Origin of the sequence: Ensifer sp. ENS11 (genome assembly GCF_014851895.1) — a bacterium.
Taxonomy (GTDB): Bacteria; Pseudomonadota; Alphaproteobacteria; order Rhizobiales; family Rhizobiaceae; genus Ensifer; species Ensifer canadensis.
The window spans coordinates 1-24082 of the sequence record NZ_JACVAN010000003.1 but is presented as its reverse complement, the minus strand read 5'-3'; the positions used below and the strand labels follow the sequence as shown (position 1 = coordinate 24082).

General features: G+C 59.1%; 21 protein-coding genes and 1 pseudogene. 5 read left to right on the top strand and 17 right to left on the bottom strand.

The features are described from left to right. Positions 1-372 precede the first annotated feature (372 nt). The 8 genes from IB264_RS07205 to IB264_RS07170 form a co-directional block, all read right to left on the bottom strand. On the bottom strand, positions 373-2760 hold the full coding sequence (locus IB264_RS07205) for a hypothetical protein (protein ID WP_192433239.1): 2388 nt from the start codon (positions 2758-2760) through the stop codon (positions 373-375). Between the two features lie 850 nt (positions 2761-3610). Then, a complete protein-coding gene (locus tag IB264_RS07200) occupies positions 3611-4687 on the bottom strand; it encodes an AI-2E family transporter (RefSeq protein ID WP_057224345.1) in 1077 nt (358 codons plus the stop codon). 103 nt (positions 4688-4790) lie between these two features. After that, positions 4791-5609 carry an LssY C-terminal domain-containing protein gene (locus IB264_RS07195; RefSeq protein ID WP_192433237.1) on the bottom strand — a complete coding sequence of 273 codons (819 nt, stop codon included), beginning with the start codon at positions 5607-5609 and terminating at the stop codon, positions 4791-4793. 37 nt (positions 5610-5646) lie between these two features. After that, positions 5647-5979, bottom strand: a complete 333-nt coding sequence (locus IB264_RS07190) for a hypothetical protein (RefSeq protein WP_156585642.1) — start codon at positions 5977-5979, stop codon at positions 5647-5649. A gap of 230 nt (positions 5980-6209) precedes the next feature. Beyond that, the gene (locus IB264_RS07185) at positions 6210-6605 is read right to left on the bottom strand and encodes a helix-turn-helix domain-containing protein (RefSeq protein ID WP_107028135.1); all 396 of its coding nucleotides are present in this window, start codon (positions 6603-6605) and stop codon (positions 6210-6212) included. Then, a complete protein-coding gene (locus IB264_RS07180) occupies positions 6602-7183 on the bottom strand; it encodes a TetR/AcrR family transcriptional regulator (RefSeq protein ID WP_025429587.1) in 582 nt (193 codons plus the stop codon). The genes IB264_RS07185 and IB264_RS07180 overlap by 4 nt, the downstream gene beginning before the upstream one ends. A 3-nt stretch (positions 7184-7186) precedes the next feature. Beyond that, positions 7187-7660 carry a nuclear transport factor 2 family protein gene (locus IB264_RS07175; RefSeq protein ID WP_082523610.1) on the bottom strand — a complete coding sequence of 158 codons (474 nt, stop codon included), beginning with the start codon at positions 7658-7660 and terminating at the stop codon, positions 7187-7189. 858 nt (positions 7661-8518) lie between these two features. Then, a complete protein-coding gene (locus IB264_RS07170) occupies positions 8519-8851 on the bottom strand; it encodes a GYD domain-containing protein (RefSeq protein WP_057211180.1) in 333 nt (110 codons plus the stop codon). A 632-nt stretch (positions 8852-9483) separates the two neighbouring features. Between IB264_RS07170 and IB264_RS07165 the strand changes: the two genes are divergently transcribed. Continuing rightward, positions 9484-10686, top strand: a complete 1203-nt coding sequence (locus tag IB264_RS07165) for a flavin-containing monooxygenase (protein ID WP_375154958.1) — start codon at positions 9484-9486, stop codon at positions 10684-10686. Positions 10687-10803: 117 nt separating this feature from the next. Here the strand turns inward: IB264_RS07165 and IB264_RS07160 are convergent, their stop codons facing one another. After that, complete coding sequence (locus tag IB264_RS07160) at positions 10804-10950, bottom strand: hypothetical protein (protein ID WP_156407922.1); 147 nt, start codon at positions 10948-10950, stop codon at positions 10804-10806. 43 nt (positions 10951-10993) lie between these two features. On the opposite strand from IB264_RS07160, the pseudogene IB264_RS07155 reads away from it, so the two are divergent. Then, positions 10994-11253 (top strand): annotated as a pseudogene (locus tag IB264_RS07155) (nucleotidyltransferase); the annotation flags it as partial. Positions 11254-11678: 425 nt separating this feature from the next. On the opposite strand, the gene IB264_RS07150 reads toward IB264_RS07155, so the two are convergent. The 3 genes from IB264_RS07150 to IB264_RS07140 form a co-directional block, all read right to left on the bottom strand. Beyond that, entirely contained in the window at positions 11679-11966 is a 288-nt protein-coding gene (locus tag IB264_RS07150) for a XapX domain-containing protein (protein WP_057226352.1), read from the bottom strand. A 73-nt stretch (positions 11967-12039) separates the two neighbouring features. Continuing rightward, positions 12040-12729 carry a hydrolase gene (locus IB264_RS07145; protein WP_192433235.1) on the bottom strand — a complete coding sequence of 230 codons (690 nt, stop codon included), beginning with the start codon at positions 12727-12729 and terminating at the stop codon, positions 12040-12042. Positions 12730-12864: 135 nt separating this feature from the next. Further along, the gene (locus IB264_RS07140; RefSeq protein ID WP_025429594.1) at positions 12865-13797 is read right to left on the bottom strand and encodes a VOC family protein; all 933 of its coding nucleotides are present in this window, start codon (positions 13795-13797) and stop codon (positions 12865-12867) included. Between the two features lie 120 nt (positions 13798-13917). On the opposite strand from IB264_RS07140, the gene IB264_RS07135 reads away from it, so the two are divergent. Beyond that, entirely contained in the window at positions 13918-14817 is a 900-nt protein-coding gene (locus IB264_RS07135; RefSeq protein WP_057211067.1) for a LysR family transcriptional regulator, read from the top strand. Between the two features lie 114 nt (positions 14818-14931). Here the strand turns inward: IB264_RS07135 and IB264_RS07130 are convergent, their stop codons facing one another. Together IB264_RS07130 and IB264_RS07125 are read right to left on the bottom strand one after the other, a co-directional pair. Then, entirely contained in the window at positions 14932-15768 is an 837-nt protein-coding gene (locus tag IB264_RS07130; protein WP_371412315.1) for an alpha/beta fold hydrolase, read from the bottom strand. A 338-nt stretch (positions 15769-16106) separates the two neighbouring features. Then, positions 16107-17294 (bottom strand): MFS transporter, encoded by a 1188-nt coding sequence (locus IB264_RS07125; RefSeq protein WP_057226354.1) that lies wholly within the window; start codon positions 17292-17294, stop codon positions 16107-16109. Between the two features lie 103 nt (positions 17295-17397). Between IB264_RS07125 and IB264_RS07120 the strand changes: the two genes are divergently transcribed. Then, positions 17398-18288 (top strand): LysR family transcriptional regulator, encoded by an 891-nt coding sequence (locus IB264_RS07120; RefSeq protein WP_057211074.1) that lies wholly within the window; start codon positions 17398-17400, stop codon positions 18286-18288. A 340-nt stretch (positions 18289-18628) separates the two neighbouring features. Here IB264_RS07120 and IB264_RS07115 read toward each other — a convergent pair whose 3' ends face one another. After that, on the bottom strand, positions 18629-20797 hold the full coding sequence (locus tag IB264_RS07115) for an OmpA family protein (protein ID WP_192433233.1): 2169 nt from the start codon (positions 20795-20797) through the stop codon (positions 18629-18631). Between the two features lie 716 nt (positions 20798-21513). Here IB264_RS07115 and IB264_RS07110 point away from each other — a divergent pair. Beyond that, a complete protein-coding gene (locus IB264_RS07110; RefSeq protein WP_082523795.1) occupies positions 21514-22527 on the top strand; it encodes a septal ring lytic transglycosylase RlpA family protein in 1014 nt (337 codons plus the stop codon). Positions 22528-22673: 146 nt separating this feature from the next. Here IB264_RS07110 and IB264_RS07105 read toward each other — a convergent pair whose 3' ends face one another. Both IB264_RS07105 and IB264_RS07100 read right to left on the bottom strand, forming a co-directional pair. Then, the gene (locus IB264_RS07105; protein ID WP_192433231.1) at positions 22674-23753 is read right to left on the bottom strand and encodes a Gfo/Idh/MocA family protein; all 1080 of its coding nucleotides are present in this window, start codon (positions 23751-23753) and stop codon (positions 22674-22676) included. Between the two features lie 5 nt (positions 23754-23758). Beyond that, a partial coding sequence (locus IB264_RS07100) for a ThuA domain-containing protein (RefSeq protein WP_192433229.1) occupies positions 23759-24082 on the bottom strand: 324 nt, incomplete at its 5' end.

Genomic DNA, 24082 nt, shown 5'->3' with positions numbered 1-24082 from the left:
CCGAGCGAGTAGGGAATCGAGAAGAGCCACGACAGTCCCTACCAAAAAAAATTCAGTCGTTCAATCCTGCCGCACCCGTCTGCCCTTCGCGACAAGCTCTCTGACCGCGATCTTTAGAGGGAGGCGTGCCGGATCTCTCCTAGTGTCTGAGGACGCAACGCCTCTTGAGCCGCAAGAGCGAGGGGTCAAGCGTCGGTCGGTTGCAGGCGCGATGTCAGCCAACAACATGTTAGCCCAACGCGGTAATCCGATGCGCCCCGCCGAAAGCAGTGCTGCCGGGAAAACGAGATACATAGGCATGGGTTTAGATCCCATACGCAACAAGATGCAACGCCGACGTCAAACGACTGCCGGCGCTGCGTTGACGAGGATCTATTCGGCCTTTGCCTCGATATCGAGCCGCTCCAGGAAACCTGCCGGATCGTCGGAGGCTGTCATCAGTTCAATCGCACCAATGCCTGCGGCGTCCTTCGATTTGACAGACAGGGTGAATGTCCCCGCTCTTCCCAGGAAAGTTGAGGCTGCCCCGGCGACACTTTGAAGCTTCGGCTGATCGGCCACGAACTGCTGCAGCATGGTGGATCCGACCAGCACCAGCATGCCGCGCGCCTGCTCCGCCGTCATGTCGTTTTGCCGGGCATACAAAGTCAGCGCCTTGTCGAAGAGCCCTTTGTCCTCGATCCGGAGCTTCAATTCCCGTGCAGTAACGCCGAGTGCTGCGGTTTGCATGCGTATCGTGTCAGCAGAAAACAAATCGTTTGAGACGCCGGCCAAGACACCAGACAGCGAAACACTGCCCATCCCCTCTCCCCCAAGGGAGATATCCTTGATGACGAAGCTTTTGCCCGCTTCGTCCCAATGTCCCTCAACCCCAGCCGACAAGGTGAGTTTGTCGTAGCCGAGCTTTCGCAAATGCTCAAACGCCTCGTCCTTGGCGTCTGCTGGCATCGGGACACTCAAGTCCTCGTATACAATACGAATATCGGTAGGGATGCCATTGTACGGTTTACTGAGCGCCGCTTCATAGGATTTCAGCGAAAATTTCACGCGCTGCGGCACGAGCGATGCGATGTCGGTCGACATTGTTTCAGAGGCTTGGACTTCGCCTGCATCATCGTTGAGCGCAGTCTGAGGAAGGGCATCGTCACCGGCACCATCCACAGCGTCAGGATCACTCGCTTGATCGGAAGCAGCATCTGCAATTTCAGCGGCAGCCACATCTGCCGCAGCGTCCGCGCCATCGTCGATGGCCGAACCGTCCTTGTCCGCGTCAACCGGCGCCGCTGAGACTTCGGGCCCGGCGTCCGCGCCCTCAACGGCGACATCGCTGTTTCGGCTGCTATCGCTGGGATCGGGCGCGTCGATTGCCGGTGCAGCGGTTGCTTCATCCTCAGACGTCGTCTCGCTCGGCGCCGCAGCCTCGTCATCGACCGCTGCGATCTCGTCAACGTCGGCCGATCCGCTCGGCAGATCGACATCCAGACCGGCAAGCCGGAATGTCCCGAACTCGGGCAGCAATGCGGAATAGGCAAATTCTTGAGCCTGATCATCGTTCAAAACAAGGAGTTGTTTCAATCCCTCCATTGTCGGGTGCCAGGAAAAACCGCTGACGCTGGCTTCAGCGAGCCGGAAATGATCATCGCCTTCTTCCATCGAGATCCCGTTGAGGCTCGCGTTCACTTCGCGACCGTTCAGGTGAAGTGACGTGCGTTCGACATCGAGGTCGATCTGCTTGCCACTGTCTTTGCCCGGGACTTTGACCTTGAGCCCCAGCAATTGGATATCGCCCGGGCCAATCATATCGGGCAGGGAGAGAACTTTCATGTAAAAGGCGTTTCGTTCGGCAGCAGGCAATTCGTCGGGGTTTTTGACCGAACGCAGCATGTCCAGCGTGTCCAAAAGCGGCTCAGCCGGCATACGAATGCTAAGACCATTGCTGCGCAACTCATCATATTGGAAGCTGCCCTCGCCTATTGTCTGAGTGACATCCTTGATCGACAAGGGGCCGTAAAGCGCCTTGGCCTGCTTGTCCTGTGGCCCGGCCGCTTGCGTGTACAAACGTGCGGCATAGCCCACGTCAAGGTCCTTACCGGTCATCGCCCCAAATGAGCCGTTGATGCGCGCGTTTTTCGTCTTCCCGTCTTCAGTCGCCTCAGCCACATGCATGTCCAGGCTGGCATTGGACGAGCTGTAGCGTGCTACGCGGCCATCCCTGATATCCTCGAGCGCGATGTTTCTGTAGACGATCCTGTCTTCATTCCCCTCGACGATTTTGGTCATCGCGACCTCCGGCACGAAGATGCGATTGGCCTGGAAGCGCTGGATACGCTCCGGCAATGACAGGCTGCTCTTGTTTGCGAAGATCTCGGCGACCGTCTGACGGTCGAAATTTGGCTGCTCGACACTCGCGCGCGGCACAGCGATTTTGTAGCCCGCAAGCTCGGCGCTCAGGTTGGCGATCTCGAGCTCCGCATTCAGGAAGAGAAATTTTGGGCGACCGTCGATGCCGGCGATCTTTGCGCTAAGGCCGTCCTTTAGCGGCAGCATCACGTCACGCAGATGAAATCGGCCGAGATAATCCACATGGACGGAGCCGGCTGTTCCCCCGCGCGCTGTGATATGCTTCTCGACGCCGCGCTCCAGTGTGATCTTGTAACCCGTCGCCCCGGCAGCCAGCACCGCCACAAACGCGGCGCTCAACCACAGCGCCTTGCGCCGACCTTTTCCTGTGACCGATTTTACCTGTTCCAAATCATCCATCCTTTCACCGTCTCCCTGTGTGACGGCGACTTTGCGACCGAAATCACGACGGTCCATTGCAATCACTGCGAAACGATTGCCTTTCGAGACCGTCCCGAAATGTTTCGTTGAAACCGCTGCAACCGCGACGTCGCCTAGATGCGCGCTAGGCCACTAACCGGAATGAAGGCAGATGAACTGGCAATCATGCTACGGCGCCCGTCGACCAGTCCAACAGGCGTAGCGACCAGCGAGAGTGAAGTTCCTCTAAGTCGGTCTTGGCGCTCTGCCTATCTTCAAGGGGCACATCGTCGATTGATGTTTTGAGTGCCCGGCTGAAGACAGTTTCGACTAGCGCAATAATGCAGCCGGAGATTGCCATCAAGACCATTAACTTCCCCAGATCGCCGTGAGGGGCAGGTTTCTTTGAGCATTGACCCGGATGTGCTGTTCATGAGCCCACGCACAAGCTGCCGCATCGTCGGGCCTGGAGTAACATCTGCCATGCGGGTCAGGCCGAGATTGATGCCATCGGCAAGATGGCGGTGAGCAGCGCAAGCCTGTTGTCGGGCGGATCGGCCCGTGCGCAGGTGGGTGAACGCGTTCGCGATCGTGCTAACCTATGTTGGCCCCGCAGCTGATCCCGAGATCGCAGTGCGTGTCAGGCGACACTCTTTGAAGGCGAGTGGAAGATCTTTGGCTTGATATGCTGCGATCCCTGCACTGAAATCGGCAACTGCTTTTGGATCGTCCTCGGCTTGGGACAGACTCTCTGAATGATTTCATGGTGACCCGACCTGATGGGTGAGGGCGTGGCGCTGCTCGCTCTTGTTAAGGCTGGCCTAAAAGCGTCGCCGGCGTGATGGGTTCACTATTCAGTACCTGGACTGTTCAAAACGTTGTGACCTGCGCTTGCTAGTGATTTCCGTCTCGCGAAGCGCAGGACCACACCCAGCGAAGCTGCAATAGGTATCGCCAGCAAGACACCGATGAAGCCGAATAACCACCCGAAGGCGAATAGCGCAAACATCATCCAGACTGGATTGAGGTTGACGCGCCGGCCGATGAGGCGCGGGGACAGAACATAGTCGGCAAGCATTTCACCGACAATGAAGATGCCCCCCACAACAGCGACAGGTGCCCAATTGGGCCAGAACTGGTCCACCGCAACGCATACCGATATCAAGATACCGGTGGCTGCCCCAAGGTAGGGAACGAAACTGATGAGGCCTGCAGCTATACCAATCAAAATGGCATGGTTGAGTCCGGTCAGCTTCAACGCTGCCGTATAAAGAACGGCAAGAATGAGACAGATGGCAACCTGACCGCGCACGAACCCGGCAACAGTATCGTGGATTTCGCGCCCGAGCGCCCGACCATCATCGCGGTACTCCGGAGCAAGCCAGCCATCAATTGTCGCAATCATTCGGTGCCAGTCAATGGCGAGATAGATGGCGATGATTGGAGTGACAACGAGGAGCGAAAGAAGGGAAATCAATGCTCGTCCGCTCGACCACAGCGAACTGAGGAAACCGTCGAGCCATTTGCTGCCCATCGCCCTCACGACGTCGACGGAAGATTGCTCGATGTGAAGATTCTCACCCATGATGTCATGCATCCAGCGGCCGCTTGCTTCGGTCATAAGGGATTGCAGACGCGTGATGTAGCGGGGAAATTCATCAATAAAAAATCTCAGCTCACCAATGATAACCGGGAACATAACCAGCATGACCGCGATAATACCCACGATCAGCGGCAAGATGACGGCTAGTGCTGCAAAACTTCGATTGATCCCGAACCGCTCTAACCTGTCGACTGCGGGAACGAGAAGATAGGCGAGCAATGCGCCAACAACAAATGGCAGCAGGATTTCGCGCAAAAGCACTAGCGCAACCAAGGCGACTGCGGAAACCGCAATCCAGAATGTAGCTGGTTGCACAATTCTCATGGGACCCCTGCGCAGTCTTGTTTCGAGTTCTGCCGGACTTTGCTGATCTCAGCGCATCGATCCTCGGATCCAAGGAGGGTAGAGCAGGTAAGGATCCTCCTTGTCAATTATCCATCAAGCTGGCGAAGGCGATCTCACCATCGGTAATGTAATGGTTGACCTTTCCGGTCTGTAGACGTGAGCCGGATTGATGCAAGACGACATCCCCGATCACCCGCTTTGACTTCAACTGGGTGACTATGTGATCTCGTTCAACATTCGTATCTGAATCGGTAGCGTGTGTCACTTGGAGCGTCAGTTTGGTCAGCGATAATCCAGTATCTCTGGTGCCCGCCCCAACCCACAAGACGCGCTGATCAGTCGATGGCCTATCCGTATTCAGCCAGAAGCTTGCTGCTGTGATATCGTCGCCCGTATGGGCGGTGCTCAGCGCCCAGAAGCGGATATGGTGGCGCTTGCGCGGACTGTTGTCGATGGGCTGCTGGAAACCTATGTCCTGCTTTCGTCCGAAGAGATAGAGCGTGCTGAAAGGAGCCGTCGGATACGGAGTGTTGAGCAGAAACGCTCGTACCATTCGCCACGAGCTTGCAACCCCCAAACTGTCGGCTGTTGACCAGCCCGCTGTTGCAAACGCATCGCAAAGTTGTTGAAGAGTGCCTATCAGCACGAGATTCACTGGATCGCCGGGCAAGCCGTCGCCAGTGATGGTGTATCTAGGGATGAGTCTCCGGTGGAGAATCTTTAAGCCCATTCGGACCACGTTTGGCAAAATGACGTAGGCAGCAAGCCCATAGGTAAGACCTACCGCCAGGATCCAGGGAAGTCTGTGGTCCGCAGTGTCAAAAACGACAAAGACGATCAGCCAAACGCTAACTGCCCCCAGACAGAAGATGAGAAACCTTTGGAAAAGGCGCGTAAGCATTCTCAAAATTTCTTATCCCGTGCAGGACCTTGGTTCGCTATCGACTTCGCTGCTCGTACCTTGTCCCGCCGGCCGAACAGAGACGCTGTAGGCTAAGTTCTACGCCACATGTCGTCGAAACGATATTGTTCTTTGGGGAAGCGCGAATCTCGTTGAGCGAGGATGCACCGCCCGGCAGCGTCGAGCCGCCGCCGGTCTGGGCCTGAGCAACCTCGAACCGTTGCGGGGCCGGATCGCTGATCCGGCCCGTCGTCGATCCGGCCTGCGTTGGATTGGAGACCGCAACGCCCGGCTCGGCATAGAGCGCCACGCCCGCGCCGAGCAGGAGTGTTGCGACCGTGGAGAGGCCGAAGATTCGTTTCTGGCTCATCATGCGAGCACCTATCGTTCGTTAGCGCGCTGCGCGTTGAGGTCGAGCAGAGCCTGGAAGCTCTGCAAGGAAGCGAGATGTTTAGTCCCGGCATTTGATGGAGCAAAGCGCTCGCTGACGTCTGCTCGAGGTTCATGGAATGAGCCGTCACAGCAGATCTTGTCGCAGCGCGAGAGCTGATGTCGAGACTGGAGCAGCGATAACCGGAGCGCAGTTCGTATGTGTGCCACTTACTGAGACATCCGCCATACAACTTCGGACGGCTCGCCGATGCAAGCGCTGCAACGCCGCCAGCGTGCGGGTGGATGCCCCGTTTGACGTCGGAACACTGTGATAAAATGGGTCTGTGAACGAAAGCCGACATCAATCGCAATTTCGTCGATGCTCAGGTCGTCGCTCAACAATTTCGTTTTCGCGCGCTCTATTCGACGGTCGCGCAGATAGGCATGCGGGCTCCGGCCTGTCGCGAACCGGAAGCCGGCAGCGAAATGCATGGGGCTGAGGCCCGCGGCGCGCGCGATGTCTACGAGTTGAAGCGGGGTCGCTAGGTTCATTTCGATGAACTCTACGGCGCGCTTGAGCCGCCATGGTGCGAGCACGACGGAGTTTGTTTTGCGATCCCTCATCTTTGCTCGTCTCCACCGGTCGCCGCAATAAGCCGGGACTGGATTCGCTCTAGGGTTCGTTCGAAGACTTCCGGTTCGTCGAGCGCCCTGGCGAGCACCAAGGCCCCCTGGACGGCAACTACTGTCTCCTCGGCAAGCGCAAGGGCGTCACGTTCAGGGCATCCGGCCCTCTCAAGAGCAGAGGCGAGCGCACCACGCCACTCGGCAAAGTAATCCCTGACCCGATCGCTGAAGCGGTTCCGGACGTTGTCCAGTGCAAACGCGCCAATGAGGCATACACGGCGGCCGGAGCGAAAGTAGCCGGCAACCGAGCTACACATGCTGGTGATTGCGGAACGCGGATCGTCCGCGCTCCTTAGCGGCTCGAAGACCTGCGTCGCGAACCATTCGTCGATCTCGCCGAGCACGGCTGCGGCCATCTCTTCCTTCCCGCCGGGAAAGAAGTGATAAAGGCTTCCCTTTCCGAGGCCGGTCTTTTCGGTGATGGTCGATAGGCTTGCACCGTCGAAGCCATACTCCCGAAAGATCTCGGCGAGGGATGGGATTACGTCCGAGCGCTCGGCGACGATCTTTGGCATGTGCTACAGTCCCAATTCGGAAAGTCCCGGGTGGTCCGCTGGCCTGGGCCCAGACCGATCCCAGAAGAATTTGCGTTCAGATTCTTCGATCGGCAGATCATTGATGCAGGCATAACGGTGGTGCATCAGCCCGTTTTCGTCGAACTCCCAGTTTTCGTTGCCGTATGCCCGGTACCAGTTCCCGGAGTCGTCGCGGTACTCGTAGGCGAAGCGCACCCCGATGCGGTCGCCGTCATGAGCCCACAGCTCCTTGATCAGCCGGTATTCGAGTTCTTTTGTCCACTTCCTCGCCAGGAACTCGACGATACGTTCGCGTCCTTGGACAAATTCCGCGCGGTTACGCCAATAGCTGTCGACGCTGTAGGCGAGGGACACGCGGTGCGGATCGCAACTGTTCCATCCGTCCTCTGCAGCTCGGACTTTGGCCGCTGCCGATTCGCGGGTGAAAGGGGGCAGTGGTGGGCGTTGTTCAGTCATGGTCATGATCTCCAGATCTCTTTCACTGTACCGATCGGTAAACAGTGTGTCAATCGGTACATGTGACTGAGTGCAGCGTCAACGGTCAACGCTGGGCGCTGGCCGTTTTTGCCGTGCGAATTGAAAGGTTGCGCCGTAGACTGCCGGGTCCGCGTCACGCCGAGAGCTGCGATCTTAGCTGTTGTGGCCAGGCCGGTTGCTAGATGTTTGTCCGCTCAGTGCATGAGTTCACGAAAGACTGTCTCAAGCTCGACGTCTGAGGCCGCCACCACCGCGTAATAAAGCATCTTTGTCTCGCTCTCGGTGGTCTCGGCTGGCCAAAGAACTCGCTCGGCGATCGACCGCTTTCGCTTCATGAGACGCTGCAGCAGACAATCGAAGGATCCAGCGCCAAGCCGTGTGTGCGACAGATCGGGGATAGCGACATCAGTTCAAAAACAGGTAGGCACAGATTTCGGACGAGCCCGGAGACATACCTCCTGTCCCGCGCGTCGTCGCCTCTCATCACCGCCCTGCGCTATATCACTGCTGGTCAGTGGGCGGTCGCTTACGCGCAGCTCAGAAGGATCGTGCGTATCAGCTCTCCGCATCCGAAGATGACATCCAGGGGGCGACTGATGGCGATAAGGGTGCATGGCTTCGATAATCCGCTCCCTGTCCGGGCGGAACATGCGAATATGGCTAGGGCGTGCCAGTCACCATCGCGAGCGAGCACGTGAACGTTGTCGCCAAGTACAAAACACCAAAGCGCGGCAATGTACTGTGGCGGGGAGGAACGTGCGTCTACATTGGGGAAAATGCACCTCGTTTCTGGCAGCGGAGGTTCCGCTGCCAAAAACGTTTCAACCAGCGGCCTGCTTATTTTGCTGGGGGCCCATAGGAAGATGCGATTTTGCCCGCCTTCTCTTGCGCAGCCTGGAATTCCGCGCCCGTGTAGGCTCGCACGGTTTTTACATTCGATACAGCTCCCGATGCGCTGACAACGAGAAGTGCGGGGACCACGTCAGCGCCATCGTCGAATTCCGTGATTGCCATCCAGTCGGTTTCACCCGTCGTAACGTAGAAAGAATGCAGTTTCCCGCCCGCTGCTTCCATGATGCCACGGGCCGCCTTTTCTCGGTCCGATGGACTGTCAATCATTCCCTTCGCTGACGTGGTTGTATAGCACCCTGTGGTTATGAACAGTGGCATGACATCCTCCCTCAACTGGGCAGATCGGGTGACCTGCCATACTCAATATCTCAAAAAACTTGGCGTTAGACGAGCGTTGAGCTGCAGAGCGCTAGATTGGTCACGCACAATTCGGCGACGCACAGTGAGCATGATCGCCACCGCGGCGGGCCTTGAAATGACGGCACTACCAGCCGTCGCATCCGAAGCGGTTGCACGTTAAGGCGTTGGACCGTTTAGCAGGGATTCCCCTGGCATATAGCGTCCTGCCACCGAAGTTCCAAATCGAGCGAAGCGTGTTGTTCGAGGGCGCATCGACAGCGATTTCGAGGGCCTCATCGATCATCTCATCCGACAGCTCTGCCAGGCAGTGAAACTTCTTTCCTTGCTGAGGGCGTAGCCTCGGGTCTGCTCCCAGGAACGAGCATGGGATAACGGCGCGCTTTCCCGCATTCAGTCGTTGAGACTTGGGGATGCTGCTGGCCTGCGGGCACACAAACGAACAACGCCTTTCTCCTTAGAGTTGATCGAATCCATGTTACCGTCATCCAGGACCAGGCAGATGGCGGCACCGCCAGCAGGTCCGCCTGAACGTTGATCCGGGGCCGTCGCGCTTCGATTCCTACGATGCCGTCTTGTTGGGAGGATGTGCCATGGCGGGGATACTTGACGTGGTTGTCGTCGGAGCGGGCTCGGCCGGGCTTGGGATCAGTTATTTACTCAAGCAGCAAGGTCGCGATCATCAGGTGCTTGAGCGAGGCTGCATCGGAGAAACCTGGCGGACCCAGCGCTGGGATTCCTTCCGTCTGAACTCGCCTAACATTCGCTCGCTGCTGCCCGGTGATTCCCATGACGTGCCTGATCCCTGGGGTGCCAGCACACAGCATCAATTTGTCGCTTATCTCGAGAAGTATGTTGAGCGGCACCAATTGCCGGTGATAACCGGGACTCCAGCAGAGGAACTGTCCCGAGATGACGAACTCTTTCTTGTGACGACACCGCGTGGTGTCTTTCAGGCCCGCAACGTCGTCGTCGCGAGCGGTAGCCTGAACTGTCCGAAACGGTCGCCTGAGTCGGCGGAACTGCCGGCAACGGTCCGCCAACTCGATTCCTCGGCCTATCGCAATGCAGCCGAGTTGGAACAAGGTGCTGTTCTTGTAGTCGGCAGCGGTCAATCGGGCGACCAGATTGCCGAGGACTTGGCACTCGCGGGACGCTCGGTCTTTCTGGCGACGAGCCGAGTCGGCCGTCTGGTCCGCTATTATCGCGGCGGCGACATCTTCAATTGGATGACCCTGTCCGGCTATTTCGACGTACCGCGCAGGGAAATCATCCTGCCATCGGGGAAGCTGCCGCCGCGAGGCTTGCTTGGTACCACCCACACCATCAGCCTGCAATCGCTGAGCGCCCAGGGGGTCGTGTTGCTCGGTCGCTTCTTGGGTATGACGAATGGCAGCCTGGTATTCGGCGACAACCTGGATGAGCACATGCGTTTTGCCGACGAGAGCTCAGCCAACGTCAAGCGCCTTATTGACGCTTACATCGGGCGCGCCGGGCTGAACGCGCCGCCTGCCGAGGATGATCCTGCCGAGGTGATCGCCCCACGCCTCGCCGATCCACCGATCCGCTCAATCGAATTGGCGACGAGCGGCATAGCGTCGGTAATCTGGGCACAGGCTTCAGAGGCGATTTCCGGTGGATCAAAGTCCCGGACACCATCGACGACGACGGCCAGCCTATTCACGAGGAGGGGATCGGATTCGTTCCCGGACTGTATTTTTCCGGCCTCGATTTTGCCTCGACTCGGAAGTCGGGAGTTATACCTGGGGTTGCTGAGGAAGCAGCACGGTTGGTGAACCATCTCGCCAAGAGATCGGCGAGTTAATTCGATTGGTTAGCATCTGCATGGCAAGCGTCGTTACAGGGGCCCTTGTGAAGGGGTGGGCCCCTCCTCGGAACGCCGTGTTGGAGTTTCAGAACTCCGGCGAGACCGACCGAACCTCTCTCAAGTAGCGCTCGATGGGCGCGAGCCACCTGGCGATCGATGTATTGTTTGCCGGGACGTACATCATTGCGCTGCTGTCTATCAGCCCGTTTCTCACCGCAATTGTCCTGGTCATGTTGACCGCTCCAAAATGATCGCGGTCGGGGCAATGGGTCCCTTTGGCTGAGGGTCAGGATGTGCGCCTGACGGACGCCTGACCTCGGGATCAACATCGCAGTCATGGTTCAACACGCTGAATGAGGCGTATGTGAAAGCCCGCTACTCGGGACACTACGAGATCAGCGAGGAGGCAATGGCATGGCTGACCGCTCGAACTTCCGTTCTCTACGATCCGGTCAAAACAATCTGCGCGGAACACCTCGCTAAGCTCGAACGGGCGGACAATTCAACCTTGCTGCGCGAAAAGGGTAGTTCCTGAAACTCCGTCTCCGTCACCGCAATTTGCCCTCTCCTCCGTCACCGCGCGATAAAAGGTGATCCCTCGCGGCGGCTTCTAATTGAACTGGTGGAAAGCTTTTCATGGAGAGGCCAAAGTCGGAATGCCTGTGGTTGCGAACGACATACCCGCAATTCAATTCACCTGAGATCAGCGACCCGAGGGGCCGTAGCCGTCCAGATGCCAGCGACGTCGCGATAGGCCCTCGTCTTCAGGTTCCCCTCTGCCTGACAGGCTCGCTGCGTTGCGGAGCCGGCAGCAAACTACAGTGGGGCCGCGCTCGACATCGAGGACGGCAAAGTCGTAGCGACCTATCTCGGCCATCGCGCCGTTTGGTGAGCGGTCCCTGGATATTGGGCAATGGCTAGGTGTCGCCGCGAACCGCAATGCTACTCTCCTCTTGGCGGTCAGCTATCAGACTTGACCTGGACCTGACGAGCCGCAGCGAGGTCATTTTGGTTCCCACCCTTCGGCATATGACCGAACATTTGCGGCTTGATCTGGTTGATCCAGGAAACGGCGGCGGGCTCCTTGCTCCACAGCGTTCTGGCAAAAGGCACAAGCTGCTCGCCAACGAGGATGCCAAGAAGGCCAACCAGGGCGACAACCGGCGGGGCCGGCGAACGCACATTGAGGAGGCTATAGACAATGCCGACCAGCAAGCCGGCACCGATGGACATGAGATAGAGTTTCATGGAATTCGTCCTCGCTGAGATGAGATTGCCGCTCCGACGGGCTTGTCCTGGCGGAGCGGCTGTTCTTGCTGGGTTACTTTGCCGGGTTCGGGCCAATCCGCTTGCCGTGCGTGACGCGTTCAGCGGCCTTGTGGACCATGGTGTAGGCATAATCGATGCCCATGCCGTAGGCGCCGGAATGCTCCTTCAACAGCGTGGTGACGGCGTCATAGGTTTCCTTCCGCGCCCAGTCGCGCTGCCACTCAAGGAGGACCTGCTGCCAGGTCACCGGAATGACGCCGGCTTGAACCATGCGGTCCATTGCGTATTTGTGTGCGTCGGCCGAAGTGCCGCCGGAAGCATCGGCAACCATGTAGATCTCGTAGTCCGGAACATCGCGGAGAGCCGAGAGTGCGAAGGTCGTGTTGCAGACTTCGGTCCACAGACCTGACACGACAATCTTCTTGCGGCCGTTGGCAGCATTCTTCGCCAGCGCATCGCGGACGTTCTGATCGTCCCAGGAGTTCATCGAAGTGCGCTCGAGGATGTCGTTTTCCGGGAAGACGGCGAGCAGTTCGGGATAGGTGTGGCCGGAGAAGGATTCGGTCTCGACGGTGGTGATCGTCGTCGGAATATCGAAGACCTTGGCGGCCTTGGCGAGGCCCACGACGTTGTTCTTCAGCACTTGCCGATCGATCGACTGGACACCGAATGCCATCTGCGGCTGCTGGTCGATGAAAATGAGCTGGCTGTTGACGGGGGTCAGGACTTCGAGCTTGGACATTTTAGTTCTCCCTTTGATGTCTGGTGCGGTGTGGCGTTTGAAATTGATAAGCCTTCGGCGGTCGACTGCCTGGCTCAGGCAGCCGTCTCGAAAGTGAAGATGTGTGTTGATCAGGGGACCGGTTCAGATCGGATCCTATGCGGCAAGCGGAACCAGGTTTTCTTCGATCTGGTCACGGAAGGCTTCATATCGGTTCGGAAGCTTGAGCGCTTCGCCGAGATGTGCGGTGTCTTCATCACGATCGAAGCCGGGCTCGTTGGTCGCAATTTCGAACAGGATCCCACCCGGGGTCCGGAAATAGATCGCCCAGAAGTAATCTCGGTCGATGACCGGAGTCACCTGGTAGCCGGTATCCATCAGCGCCTTGCGCACTTCGAGCTGCTTCTCGCGGTTGTCGACGGCAAAGGCAATATGGTGGACCGAGCCGGCACCTTGGCGGGCAAACGGTGTTTTCGGAAGCGCTGCTAGATCGATCGTATCGGCACCGTTGCCGCCAGGGATGATAAAGCGGGTCACGTCGCCTTCGGTCTCGGCACGCTGGTAGCCCATGAAACCAAGCAGTTCCTCCGTGGCCGCCGTATCATGCAGGTTGAAGCGGGCGCCGGCAAAGCCGCGAATGGCCGTCTGGTCTGAGATGCCCTCCGCGATCCAGGGGGCACGGGTGTCATCGGCCGTTTCGACCAGGGCGAGCCCGTCGCCATCAGGTCCGATGAAACGGAGGCGGTTGGCGCCGAACGCTGCGTCTGTTTCCAATCCACCGACGCCCTTGGCAACTAGGCGATCCTTCCAGAAGCCGAGCGAGCCCTTGGGGATGGAGAACTGGGTCTCGCCCACCTCGCCCACACCTGGGCGGCCAATCATCATATTCTGGAACGGAAAGTAGGTCATGACCGTGCCGGGCGTCCCGTTCTCGTCACCATAATAGAGGTGATAGACACTGGGATCGTCGAAGTTGACGGTCTTCTTCACGCGGCGCAGTCCGAGGGCGTCGGTGAAAAACTTGTTGTTTTCGCGCGCATCCGACGCCATCGAGGTAACGTGATGCAGTCCCTTGATATCCTTGATCATGGCCGGTGCCTTTCTTCGTTGGCTTTGTCCGTTTCGATGGAGAAAGATGTAACCGGGTTGATGGATTCGCGGAATTGCAATATTTCTTCCGATTGAATTGCTATTTTTGAAATAATCGAGATGAACGACTACAAAGCCCTCCGAACCTTCCTACTCGCCGCCGAAAAACGTAACTTCGCTCAGGTCGCCCGCGAACTTGACATGACGCCGGCAGCCGTGACCCGTGCCATCGCTGCGCTGGAGGCCGAACTTGGCGTGCAGCTCTTCGTGCGCACGACAAGGCAGGTTTCGCTGACAACTGACGGAGCGATTTTCGCCGCGCAGATCCAGCCGGCCGTGAAGACGCTTGAAGATGCACGGCGGGATGTCATGAATGCGCACAAGGCTGATCAGGGACGGTTGCGCATCAGCGCGCCGACCTGGTTCGGCAAGGCCGTGCTCCCGCCGATCCTATCGGGCTTCAGGGAGCTCTATCCAAAAATGAGCTTTGAAATCTCGCTATCTGACGGTCTGGTGAACATCGTCGACGACGACTACGACCTTGCGATCCGCATTTCCTCGCAGCCATCGGATAAGTTCACCATCTGGCGCAAGATCCGGGTCGTGCCGCGCATTCTCGTTGCCGCACCCGGAAGCCGGTTTGTCGATATACAGCATCCCAGCGAACTGACGCCCGACGATTGCCTCGCCTATAGCGGCGAAAGCCGGCGGGAAAACTGGGTTTTGTCGGACGGCGGATCGAGCATAACGATCTCGGCGGGCCGGGCGTTCAGTGCCAACAACGGTGAGGTTCTGGCTGACATGGCAGCTGATGGTGCCGGAGTGGCGATGCTGCCTGGATTTCATGTCTCGGAACATTTGAAAACAGGCCGCTTGGTTCACGTCCTGCGTGGATGGGCGCCGCCCGATCTGTGGCTGACGCTTTATTACCCGCCCTATCAGGCATTGCCGCCCCGCATTGCGTCTTTCTCGAAATTCTTCGAGGAGCAGGCGGCAGGTCAGATGGTGATGCTAGACTGAGGTATGGGTTCATGACCCCGCGTGCGAGGCCCCTCGCAGTATGGAATCTGACGCGTTTTATAGGATTAAGTGGGTGCGGCCGCGGCAAGTTTTGCCGCGGCCGCAACTTCTACATCATGACAGAACGAAGGCGAGAAGGTCAGCGTTCAAGACGTCGGCATTCACGGTCAGCATGCCGTGCGAGAAGCCCGGATAGGTCTTGAGCGTGCCGTTCTTCAGAAGCTTGACCGCCTTCAGCGCCGAGTCAGCGATCGGTACGATCTGGTCGTCCTCGCCATGCAGGACGAGAGTCGGAACAGTGATCGCCTTCAAGTCCTCGGTCTGATCGGTCTCGGAGAAAGCCTTGATGCCGTCGTAATGAGCCTTCGCGCCACCCATCATCCCCTGACGCCACCAATTCTGGATCACGCCTTCCTGGACTTTCGCACCGTCACGGTTGAAGCCATAGAAGGGACCGGCCGGGACGTCGCGGAAGAACTGCGCGCGGTTAGCGGCGAGCGCCGAGCGGAAGCCGTCGAACACTTCCATCGGCAGGCCTTCAGGATTGATTTCAGTCTTCAGCATCAGCGGCGGAACGGCGGAGACGAGGATGGCCTTGGCGACGCGGCCGGATGGTTCGCCATGCTTTGCGACATAGCGGGCGACTTCGCCGCCACCGGTGGAGTGGCCGATATGAACGGCGTTCTTCAGGTCGAGGGCTTCGACGACCGCAAAGGCGTCTGCGGCGTAATGATCCATATCGTGACCGTCGGAAACCTGCGCCGAACGGCCGTGGCCCCGGCGGTCATGGGCAACGACGCGGTAGCCGTTGGCGAGGAAGAACAGCATCTGGGCATCCCAATCGTCCGACGACAGCGGCCAGCCGTGGTGGAATACGATCGGCTGCGCATCCTTCGGGCCCCAGTCCTTGTAGAAGATTTCGACGCCGTCCTTGGTGGTGATGGTGCTCATTGCATTGTCCCCTTCGATTGAGTTGGCGGTGGAAGCAGCAGCGTTGCCTGCAAAGCTGAATGATGTGGAGAGTGCCATGGTGGCGGCGGCAGCCGCTCCGGAAAGCAGCGCGCCGCGGCGCGTCATGGGAAGAAATTTGTCAGTCATATTCGCGCCCTGCGATCTTTGTCTTTTGCCCTCAGCGACGCTGTGTTCGTCTGACGAAGGGAAATTGCCACCAATCCGGAGTGACAACAATTGCAGCAATCGTTTCGATTCCATTGCATCCTTTGAAATAATATGGAGGGCGATGAGCACCATCCTCCCGCGTTGATGCTCGCACAACGTTGATTTTGATCTTACAATTGAGGTGAGCGACCAAGCGCTTTTACGGCCAAAGCGAGTAGCGGCAAGACACCGCCCACGAGGCTCACACCGAGCCAAGAGCCATTTTGCCAGGCAACTGAAGCAAGTGCCGATCCCGTCGCGCCGCCAAGAAACATTCCAGTCATGAAGATCGTGTTCAGGCGGCTTCGTGCATCCGGATTGAGTGCATATATAATGTGTTGATTGGAGACCAATGCGCCCTGAATGCCGAAGTCGAGGACGATGACGCCCATGATGAGAGCCACGATCGAAGCCCATGCTCCAAAGATAATCCAGGACACGACAGTCAAGGCCGCGCCAAGCCAAACAACGAAATGCGGTCCACGCTTGTCGGCAATGTGACCCGCTACCGGAGCAGCGAAAACGCCGACCGCTCCCACGATACCGAAAAGCCCGGCAATATCGGCACCAAGGCCGAAGCTCGGGCCCTGAAGATATAGCGCAAGTATGGTCCAGAACGCGGTGAACGAAGCGAAGAGGGCGGCTTGTACGAGGGTCGCTGTCCGAAGAGATGGCTCATGTGTCCAGAGGTGCCCCAGCGATTTGATCGCGTTGCGGTAATGCAAACGAGACGTGGGAGCATGATCTGGAAGCGTCGCGAACATCATCGCGGCGGCCACCAAGGCCATCGGCACGCCAATCCAGAACATCTCGCGCCAGCCGGCATGTTCGCCGACAAAACCAGATAGGGTTCGGCTGAACAAAATGCCCGACAGGACGCCCGCCATCACGGTTCCGATGGTCGCCCCGCGCTTGTCAGCAGGTGCCAATGAAGCCGCGAAGGGAACGATCTGTTGCGCTACCGTCGAGCTTGCTCCAACCAGAAGGGAACTAGCGACCAATATCCACGCGGACGAGGAAACAGCGGCTAGGGACAGGGCGATGGCAAGGATCAGAAACTGTCCAATGATGAGCTTGCGTCGGTGGACCAGATCGCCAAGAGGCAGAAGAAGGAAGAGACCGAGAGCGTATCCCAACTGGGTGGCGGTCGGTACTAGAGCGGTTGCGGACTGGCCGGGAAAATCGGCCTCGATGATGCCTAGCATCGGCTGATTGTAATAGATGTTGGCGACAGCGATGCCGCTGGCGGTGGCCATGGCGAGCAAGCCAACTCTACTCAATCCCGTAGGCGTTTTTGCATTCACGGTCGTGATTGTCATTTCCGGAGCCTTTCAAGCTATGAGATCGCGACAGATGTAGCTTTGCATCGCCTTCCGTTGTAGTATTGGCTAATGTTGAGCCTGTTTATCGAAACCCGTTATAATGAACACTGACGACATCGAGGTCTTCGTGGGCGCTGTTTCTTCCGGAAGCATATCCGAGGCAGGGCGCCGTCTTGGTTTAATGCCGATGGCGGCGACACGGCGCCTCTCCGCGCTGGAAGCAACGCTTGGCGTGCGTTTGCTTCACCGGACGACTCGGTCACTGTCGCTGACGCCCGAAGGTGAAACTTTCCTTCCGTACGCTCAGGCCATCATTGAAAATGAACATCAAGGCCGCGCACAGGTTCGCGCGGACACGCTTGGCGCAGCGGGGCTTCTTCGCGTCTCGGTGCCAATCGTATTTGGCGTGAAGATTGTGACTCCGCTGGTCCCAGCTATCCTTGCGGCTAATCCAGAACTGCAGATTGCCCTGGATATGAATGACCGCCTGCCTGACCTGACGGCTACCGGAACCGATTTGGCAATCCGCATCGCGCGTCTAAAGGACAGCAGCCTGATCGCACAAAAACTTGCGGATAACCCACGAACGCTTGTTGCCTCGCCGGGCTATCTTGAGCGGCGTGGGATGCCGCGTTCCATCGATGACCTCGCTCACCATGATTGCCTTCCTATGACAGGAGTCACGCATTGGACTTTCGTCGCCAGTGGCTCCGAAACCCATGTTCGCATAGGCTCTCGGTTTTCTTCGAGCAGCATCGCTGGATGCCAATCTGCTTGTGTCGCCGGGGCTGGGATCACCCTGCTTTCCGAATGGGCGATCGCCGATGACGTACTCGAAGGGCGGCTGCAGCGCGTGGTCCTCGATGACGCCACTCCTGAAGAAATTGGGATCTGGGCAGTCTACCCGACCACCAGGAACGTCCTGCCCAAAGTGCGCGTGTTCGTCTCCGCTCTGAGCCTTGCATTGCAGTCGGAGACCAATGCTCGTTAGAGCGTGTGACGGAACGAAGCGGCCTTTTCTTTGTGCGCCACAGAGCTCTCTGCCAACGGCGGTCGACGCACGCAAATCTCAACTGGTTCTGCAGGCGAGTTGCCCCAACACGTCGAATTCAGGACAGCAAGCCTTCGGGATTCAACACTAACCGCTGTCGTTTTCGTCGATGCCTTCCGCAGCGCCGGGACTAATCCAGATGCTATGCGTTTTGAGAAAATACCGCTGGAACACGCCACAATCTCCAAGGTCTCAGTGACAACAAAAGCCGCTGAGACCTTCTTTCGAGGCAGTTAGCTCTCGTGAAGAGCCTTCGATGTCATGGCGCGTCAGATTTCCGTTACCGCTGGGCGACCGGGCGCACCAGCGGCGTCACGCGGCGGATGGTCACGCGGCGGTTCTCCTCCTCGGGCTCTTGCGTGCGGATCTTCAGGAAGCGCTCACCATAGCCTTGGGTGACCAGGTTTTCCGCCGGGATGCCATAGACCTCGGTCAGGAGGACTGCGACGGACTCGGCACGCTCATCGGAGAGTACCAGGTTCGAGCGGTCGGAACCGACAGCGTCCGTGTGCCCCTCGATGAAGAAGGTCTCACCGGGATCCTTGTCGAGAACCTTCTGCATCGCGTCCGCAACCTTGCGCAGTGTCTTGGCCTGCGACATCGACACTTCGGCACTAGCCGTCACGAAGTGGATCGTATCGAGATCGATGCGCCGGACCTTGTCACGGAGACGGGCCGAATTGCGGACCTCATCGATCGTATAGACCCGTTCGACGCGTTCGACCGGTGGCTCGGACAGGAATTGGTAGTAGTCCCGATCCGGTTCCTCCGCGTAATCGACGATGTAGTCGTCGACCGGAATCGCCAGGCGCATCGGCGGCAGGTCGTAGCCGACGTCGACGATCCCCGGACGTCGTTCCTCCTGATATTCCGGCGCGTACATCAGCACATACTCGTTGCCGTCGCTGTCGACGCGCGACCGCTGCAGGATGTTGCCGTACCGGTCGTAGACCGTGGCGATGCGATAGCCGCCCGGGCGGACGATCGTTTCACGAACGCGGCCGCGCGCCAACTGATCGTAGTAGGTCTCCTCCGAATCGCGGCGGAGCCTTGGCCGATCGTCGCCACGCACGAAGAACTGGTCGCCGACGCCGAGGACGACGCGATCGTCGATCCTCTCGACCACCTGCACCTCGGTCACATCATTGTTCGTGGTGTTGTTGATCACCGTGTTGTTGATGACCGTGTTATTGACGATGTTCGTCGTCTCCGGGACCGCGAAGATTGGCGCCGCTTCGACGCGTTGGCCTTCTTCCTTGATCGCGGCCTCGATCCTCTGCGGGGCCGCCTGCCGCACTTCGGCTGGAATCTCCGCCTGGGCCGCGGCGTCGTCGGTCGGCGGCGCTATGTTCTGCTCCTGGACGCGCAGCTCTTCGCGCTGCTTGCGCCGAGCCTCGCGCCCCCGGTTGCCACCGGCATTGTCGGCGTCCTTGTCGCTGTCGAGCACAGCCGCGCCGTTATCGACCGGAAGCACTACGGTCTCATCGGTCGCCGCCGGATCCTGTGCTATCTTGCGCTTCTCTTCCTTCGTGCGCCTGTCGACGACGATCGGAGCGGACCTGGCCCGAGGCGCTTCACCCTGGAGCTGCTCCGCCGTTGCGGGTTGTTCGGACCCCGGAACGGGCTGCTGTCCTTCCGCCTGTTGTTTGCGCTTCTTGGGCGCAGGTATCTGCTGCTCCCCGGCCTGCTGTGGGGTGCCTTCCTCTACGGCAGGCTGCTGTTCTTCGACCTGCTCCTTGCGCTTCTTGCGCACAGGAATTTGTTGCTCCTCAGCCTGCTGCGGAGCCCCTTCTTCTACGGCGGGCTGTTGTTCTTCGACCTGCTGCTTGCGCTTCTTGCGCGCAGGAGTTTGTTGCTCCTCAGCCTGCTGCGGAGCGCCTTCCTTTACGGCGGGCTGCTGTTCTTCGGCTTGCTGCTTGCGCTTCTTGCGCACAGGAGTTTGTGGCTCCTCAGCCTGCTGCGGAGCGCCTTCCTCTACGGCGGGCTGCTGTCCGTCCGCCTGCTGCTTGCGCTTCTTACGCACCGGCACCTGCTGTTCCTCGGCCTGCTGCGGTGTGCTTTCCTCTACGGCGGGCTGCTCTTCGGCTTGCTGCTTGCGCTTCTTGCGCACAGGAGTTTGTTGCTCCTCAGCCTGCTGCGGAGCACCTTCCCCTACGGCGGGCTGCTGTTCTTCGGCCTGCTGTTTGCGCTTCTTGCGCACCGGCTCTTCTACCTGTCGCTGCGGCTCTTCGGCCTGCGGTTGTTGCTGTTCTGTCTGCCCTTCCTCGGCGGCATGCTGCTTCTTGCGCTTCTTGAGCAGCAGCAGGTCCTCAGGCGACTGCTGGTCGGCCCCTTCCTGCGCTACCTGAAACGGCGCCATCAGGCTGTCGGCCAGCGCCGGCTGAATCGCGAATGATACGGCGAAAACGGGCAAGGCCACTGTTGCGAAAAGTTTGGATCGAATCGACATGATCTTCCTTCGTCTTGTTGGGAGGTCCCCGCGCCAGTTGCGCGTATCGCCCGCATCAAAGTCGGTCGAGCGGCGTGCCCGCTCGCGCACAATCCCGGGGGGCCATGACCTGCGGTTCCGACTTTTTTGTGTCAGTCAAACACTAGTCCCAACGCCGCAGCTACCGATCGGTTCCGCTTGTAGGCCTATCCCGAACCTGCCGACTTATGCCGAAGAGAGACCCGAAGGCTTGGTGGTCAACAAGCGCGTGCGGGCGATGTCCCGTCCAATTTAAAACCAAACGTCGACCAATTTAAATTCCAAGCCATCCGGTCATCGCCCGCAGCTTGCTAGTTCAGCCGTTCCATCCGACGATCCAGTCCAGCGCCATGCACGGCGACCGCTCGGTGCGCCGAGGTGAGGCGGGCAGGCCTGCTACTGCCCCGGGTCGGCGGTCCGCCGTAGCGTTGTCAGCGGCCAGCCCAAATAGAAGGGTTGCGTATATTCGCGCGCCCTAATGGAACTTTTAGCATCAGGTCCGATTCTACAATTATTCACGGAAGGAGCGAATTAATGGCCCGACCCCAGACTGCAGCAATGCATCGACAAGTGCCTCCGCTGGAATTCCGTCTGTCCCTCGACCCGATGCACAGCGGACTGCGAGCGCCTGGCCGATATGAGCGTTCGTGTCGAGACTTGCGGCAGATGCACGGGTGGCTGTCGCCGGCGTTGGACGGATGGTTATTGATGTAAGGGCGGCTGTCAAAGGCTTGCGATGGCTGGCGATTACGATGGTCTGCGCCAGCTGTGCTACCTGTACATCCACTCAAGCGCCGCACAAGAACCGCAGCAATGGATATACTTCCGAAATTGTACACGGCGTGAAGGCGAGCACGCGGGGCGCCTACGGCAAGAATATTCGCAAGGGTGGTGGCCGCTATATGGTCGGTAAGCCCTATGTGGTCAAAGGCAAGCGTTATTATCCGAAGGAAGACCCGAACTACGACAAGAAGGGTGTCGCTTCTTGGTACAGCCCGGCCTTTCGCGGGCGGCGGACCGCAAACGGCGAAATTTACGATCCGGATCACCTTTCCGCCGCGCATCCGACCCTTCCCTTGCCCAGCTATGTGCGGGTGACCAATCTTGAAAACGGTTCTTCGCTCATCGTGCGCGTCAACGATCGCGGTCCGTTTCATCGGGGTCGCATCATCGACGTTTCCAGCAAGGCAGCCGAACTGCTGGACCTGAAGCCCCGTGGCACGGGCGCCGTTCAGGTGCAGTATGTGGGCCGCGCCCGCCTGGGCGGACAGGATATGCCCTATCTCATGGCCTCCTTTGTGAAGAAAGGTGATCGCTTCCCGGCCGTCAATCCGGAGCCTCAGATTGCAACCGGCCTACTGGTGGCGTCGAAGCAGGCGAAGGGCGACCATTCACGGAGCGACGGTCAGCCCCTCTGGCCGATGTTGCCTGAGATCGGCCACGTTACATTTGAACGGCCGTCCGAATACGCCTGGGCCGGCGGCCTGGGCGGCGATGCAGATGTCAAATATTGCTTGGACAAGGACATTGATGACGGTGCGCGCGACATGTGCGAGATTCAAGTTATCCCTCTGCCGGGTTGGGATCGCGATCGGCGTCTGATCGGTGTGATCTCTATAAGGCGACGCCGCTCTCGTTGTCTTGCGCACCAACAGCGCGTCAACGTGGTAGGATCGGGTCAAGCGGACAACATCAGGGCCAGCAGGTCATAACGTGCCGCACAAACAGGCCGGAGACATGACTGCACCCGACCCGCAAAGCTCAAACATGCCCAAAACCACATTGCCAAACGGGCTTCATCCAGACATGGCGTGACCGCCCGCAGGCGACATCCGGGCGGAAGCGGGCGACCGTCGAGTTAACCGAACGCATGATTGTTGGAGCGCTGGGCATGCACGGCGCCGAGTTCGCGCCTTTCCGCCTCGGTCTCCATCGCCAGATCGAGCACCTTCTGCAGGTTTGCCGCATGGCGGAAGCCGGGCTCGACCGTCTTGGCATCCCGAACCGCGGCGACGAAGCGCTGGTAGTTGGTCGGAACAGTACCGGCACCGACATCACGCCAGGTTGCCGTTTCAACATCCGTGCCGAGGCAGGCGCGAAGCGTCGAGCCATCGGGCGTATGGACAACCTCGATCGCCCCCTTGTCGCCATGCAGCCGCAGCCGCAGCTCGTTGAGATGGCCGGTGGCCCAGCGGCTGGCATGGATCACGCCCATGGCGCCGTTGCTGAACTCGGCCGTCATGACGAAGCTGTCGTTGGCGTCGAGATCATATTCGCCGATCCGGTTTCCCGGCGCCTTGTCGAAGGTCTTCAGCCGCGCGAAGATCCGCTCGGCCTCGGTGCCGGCGCCATAGCCGGCGAAATCGAGGATATGGATGCCGACGTCGCCCAGCACACCGTTCGAGCCGTGTTTGGTCGACAGCCGCCAGAGCCATTGCGATTCCGTCGCCCAGTCGCCCCACGCCTTGGAGACGAGCCAGCTCTGCAGGTAGGAGGCTTCGAGGTGACGCAGGCTGCCGACGTCGCCGGCCAGCACCATCGCCCGCGCCTTCTGCAGCGGCGCGACATTGCGATAGGTCAGGTTGACCATGGTCACCAGCCCCGATCGCTCGGCGGCATCGGCCATTTCCGCCGCCTTGGCGTAGTTTTCCGCCAGCGGCTTTTCGCACAGCACGTGCTTGCCGGCGGCAAGCAATGCCAGTGTCGTCGGGTGATGCGCCTTATCGGGCGTCACATTCGTCGCCGCATCGAACTTGCCCCAGGCAATGGCGTCGTCGAGCGAGGTGAACGTCTTGGCTATGCCGTGTTTCTCGGCAAAGCCTTTGGCGCGCTTGGGGTCGACATCGACCGCTCCCACCATTTCCACGCCTTCGATCTGAGCGAAGGCTTGGGCATGGCTGTTGGCCATGCCGCCGGTTCCAACAACGAGAAGACGCATGATGCTCACCTGTAACCCGCTTCGCCGGCCTGATGTAGCCTGGGCCCACGCTCGACGATCGGCTCCAGCGCCTTTTCGACCGGCACGTTCGGCGCGTCATGGATCGCCGTGTAGCGATTGTCGACGTTGTAGGCCCACTTGACCGAATTGCGCAGCACCTTCTGCACGTTGGCGTCGTGATAGGTCGGATAGGTCTCGTGACCCGGGCGGAAATAGAAGATGTTGCCGGCGCCCCGACGCCAGGTCAGACCCGAACGGAACACCTCGCCGCCGGCAAACCAGGAGATGAACACGGTTTCGAGCGGTTCCGGCACGGAGAACTGCTCGCC

What these genes read in the sequence shown, in the direction of transcription:
- IB264_RS07145 (WP_192433235.1), bottom strand. Translation starts at nt 12,729, where the DNA reads ATGTCCAAGCTCGAAGTCCTGACCCCCGTCAACAGCCAGCTCATTTTC.
- IB264_RS07110 (WP_082523795.1), top strand. Translation starts at nt 21,514, where the DNA reads ATGGTTATTGATGTAAGGGCGGCTGTCAAAGGCTTGCGATGGCTGGCG.
- IB264_RS07115 (WP_192433233.1), bottom strand. Translation starts at nt 20,797, where the DNA reads ATGTCGATTCGATCCAAACTTTTCGCAACAGTGGCCTTGCCCGTTTTC.
- IB264_RS07175 (WP_082523610.1), bottom strand. Translation starts at nt 7,660, where the DNA reads ATGACTGAACAACGCCCACCACTGCCCCCTTTCACCCGCGAATCGGCA.
- IB264_RS07190 (WP_156585642.1), bottom strand. Translation starts at nt 5,979, where the DNA reads ATGAGCCAGAAACGAATCTTCGGCCTCTCCACGGTCGCAACACTCCTG.
- IB264_RS07125 (WP_057226354.1), bottom strand. Translation starts at nt 17,294, where the DNA reads ATGACAATCACGACCGTGAATGCAAAAACGCCTACGGGATTGAGTAGA.
- IB264_RS07150 (WP_057226352.1), bottom strand. Translation starts at nt 11,966, where the DNA reads ATGAAACTCTATCTCATGTCCATCGGTGCCGGCTTGCTGGTCGGCATT.
- IB264_RS07160 (WP_156407922.1), bottom strand. Translation starts at nt 10,950, where the DNA reads ATGACCAGGACAATTGCGGTGAGAAACGGGCTGATAGACAGCAGCGCA.
- IB264_RS07105 (WP_192433231.1), bottom strand. Translation starts at nt 23,753, where the DNA reads ATGCGTCTTCTCGTTGTTGGAACCGGCGGCATGGCCAACAGCCATGCC.
- IB264_RS07140 (WP_025429594.1), bottom strand. Translation starts at nt 13,797, where the DNA reads ATGATCAAGGATATCAAGGGACTGCATCACGTTACCTCGATGGCGTCG.
- IB264_RS07185 (WP_107028135.1), bottom strand. Translation starts at nt 6,605, where the DNA reads ATGAGGGATCGCAAAACAAACTCCGTCGTGCTCGCACCATGGCGGCTC.
- IB264_RS07200 (WP_057224345.1), bottom strand. Translation starts at nt 4,687, where the DNA reads ATGAGAATTGTGCAACCAGCTACATTCTGGATTGCGGTTTCCGCAGTC.
- IB264_RS07180 (WP_025429587.1), bottom strand. Translation starts at nt 7,183, where the DNA reads ATGCCAAAGATCGTCGCCGAGCGCTCGGACGTAATCCCATCCCTCGCC.
- IB264_RS07205 (WP_192433239.1), bottom strand. Translation starts at nt 2,760, where the DNA reads ATGGATGATTTGGAACAGGTAAAATCGGTCACAGGAAAAGGTCGGCGC.
- IB264_RS07130 (WP_371412315.1), bottom strand. Translation starts at nt 15,768, where the DNA reads ATGAGCACCATCACCACCAAGGACGGCGTCGAAATCTTCTACAAGGAC.
- IB264_RS07170 (WP_057211180.1), bottom strand. Translation starts at nt 8,851, where the DNA reads ATGCCACTGTTCATAACCACAGGGTGCTATACAACCACGTCAGCGAAG.
- IB264_RS07120 (WP_057211074.1), top strand. Translation starts at nt 17,398, where the DNA reads ATGAACACTGACGACATCGAGGTCTTCGTGGGCGCTGTTTCTTCCGGA.
- IB264_RS07195 (WP_192433237.1), bottom strand. Translation starts at nt 5,609, where the DNA reads ATGCTTACGCGCCTTTTCCAAAGGTTTCTCATCTTCTGTCTGGGGGCA.
- IB264_RS07165 (WP_375154958.1), top strand. Translation starts at nt 9,484, where the DNA reads ATGGCGGGGATACTTGACGTGGTTGTCGTCGGAGCGGGCTCGGCCGGG.
- IB264_RS07135 (WP_057211067.1), top strand. Translation starts at nt 13,918, where the DNA reads ATGAACGACTACAAAGCCCTCCGAACCTTCCTACTCGCCGCCGAAAAA.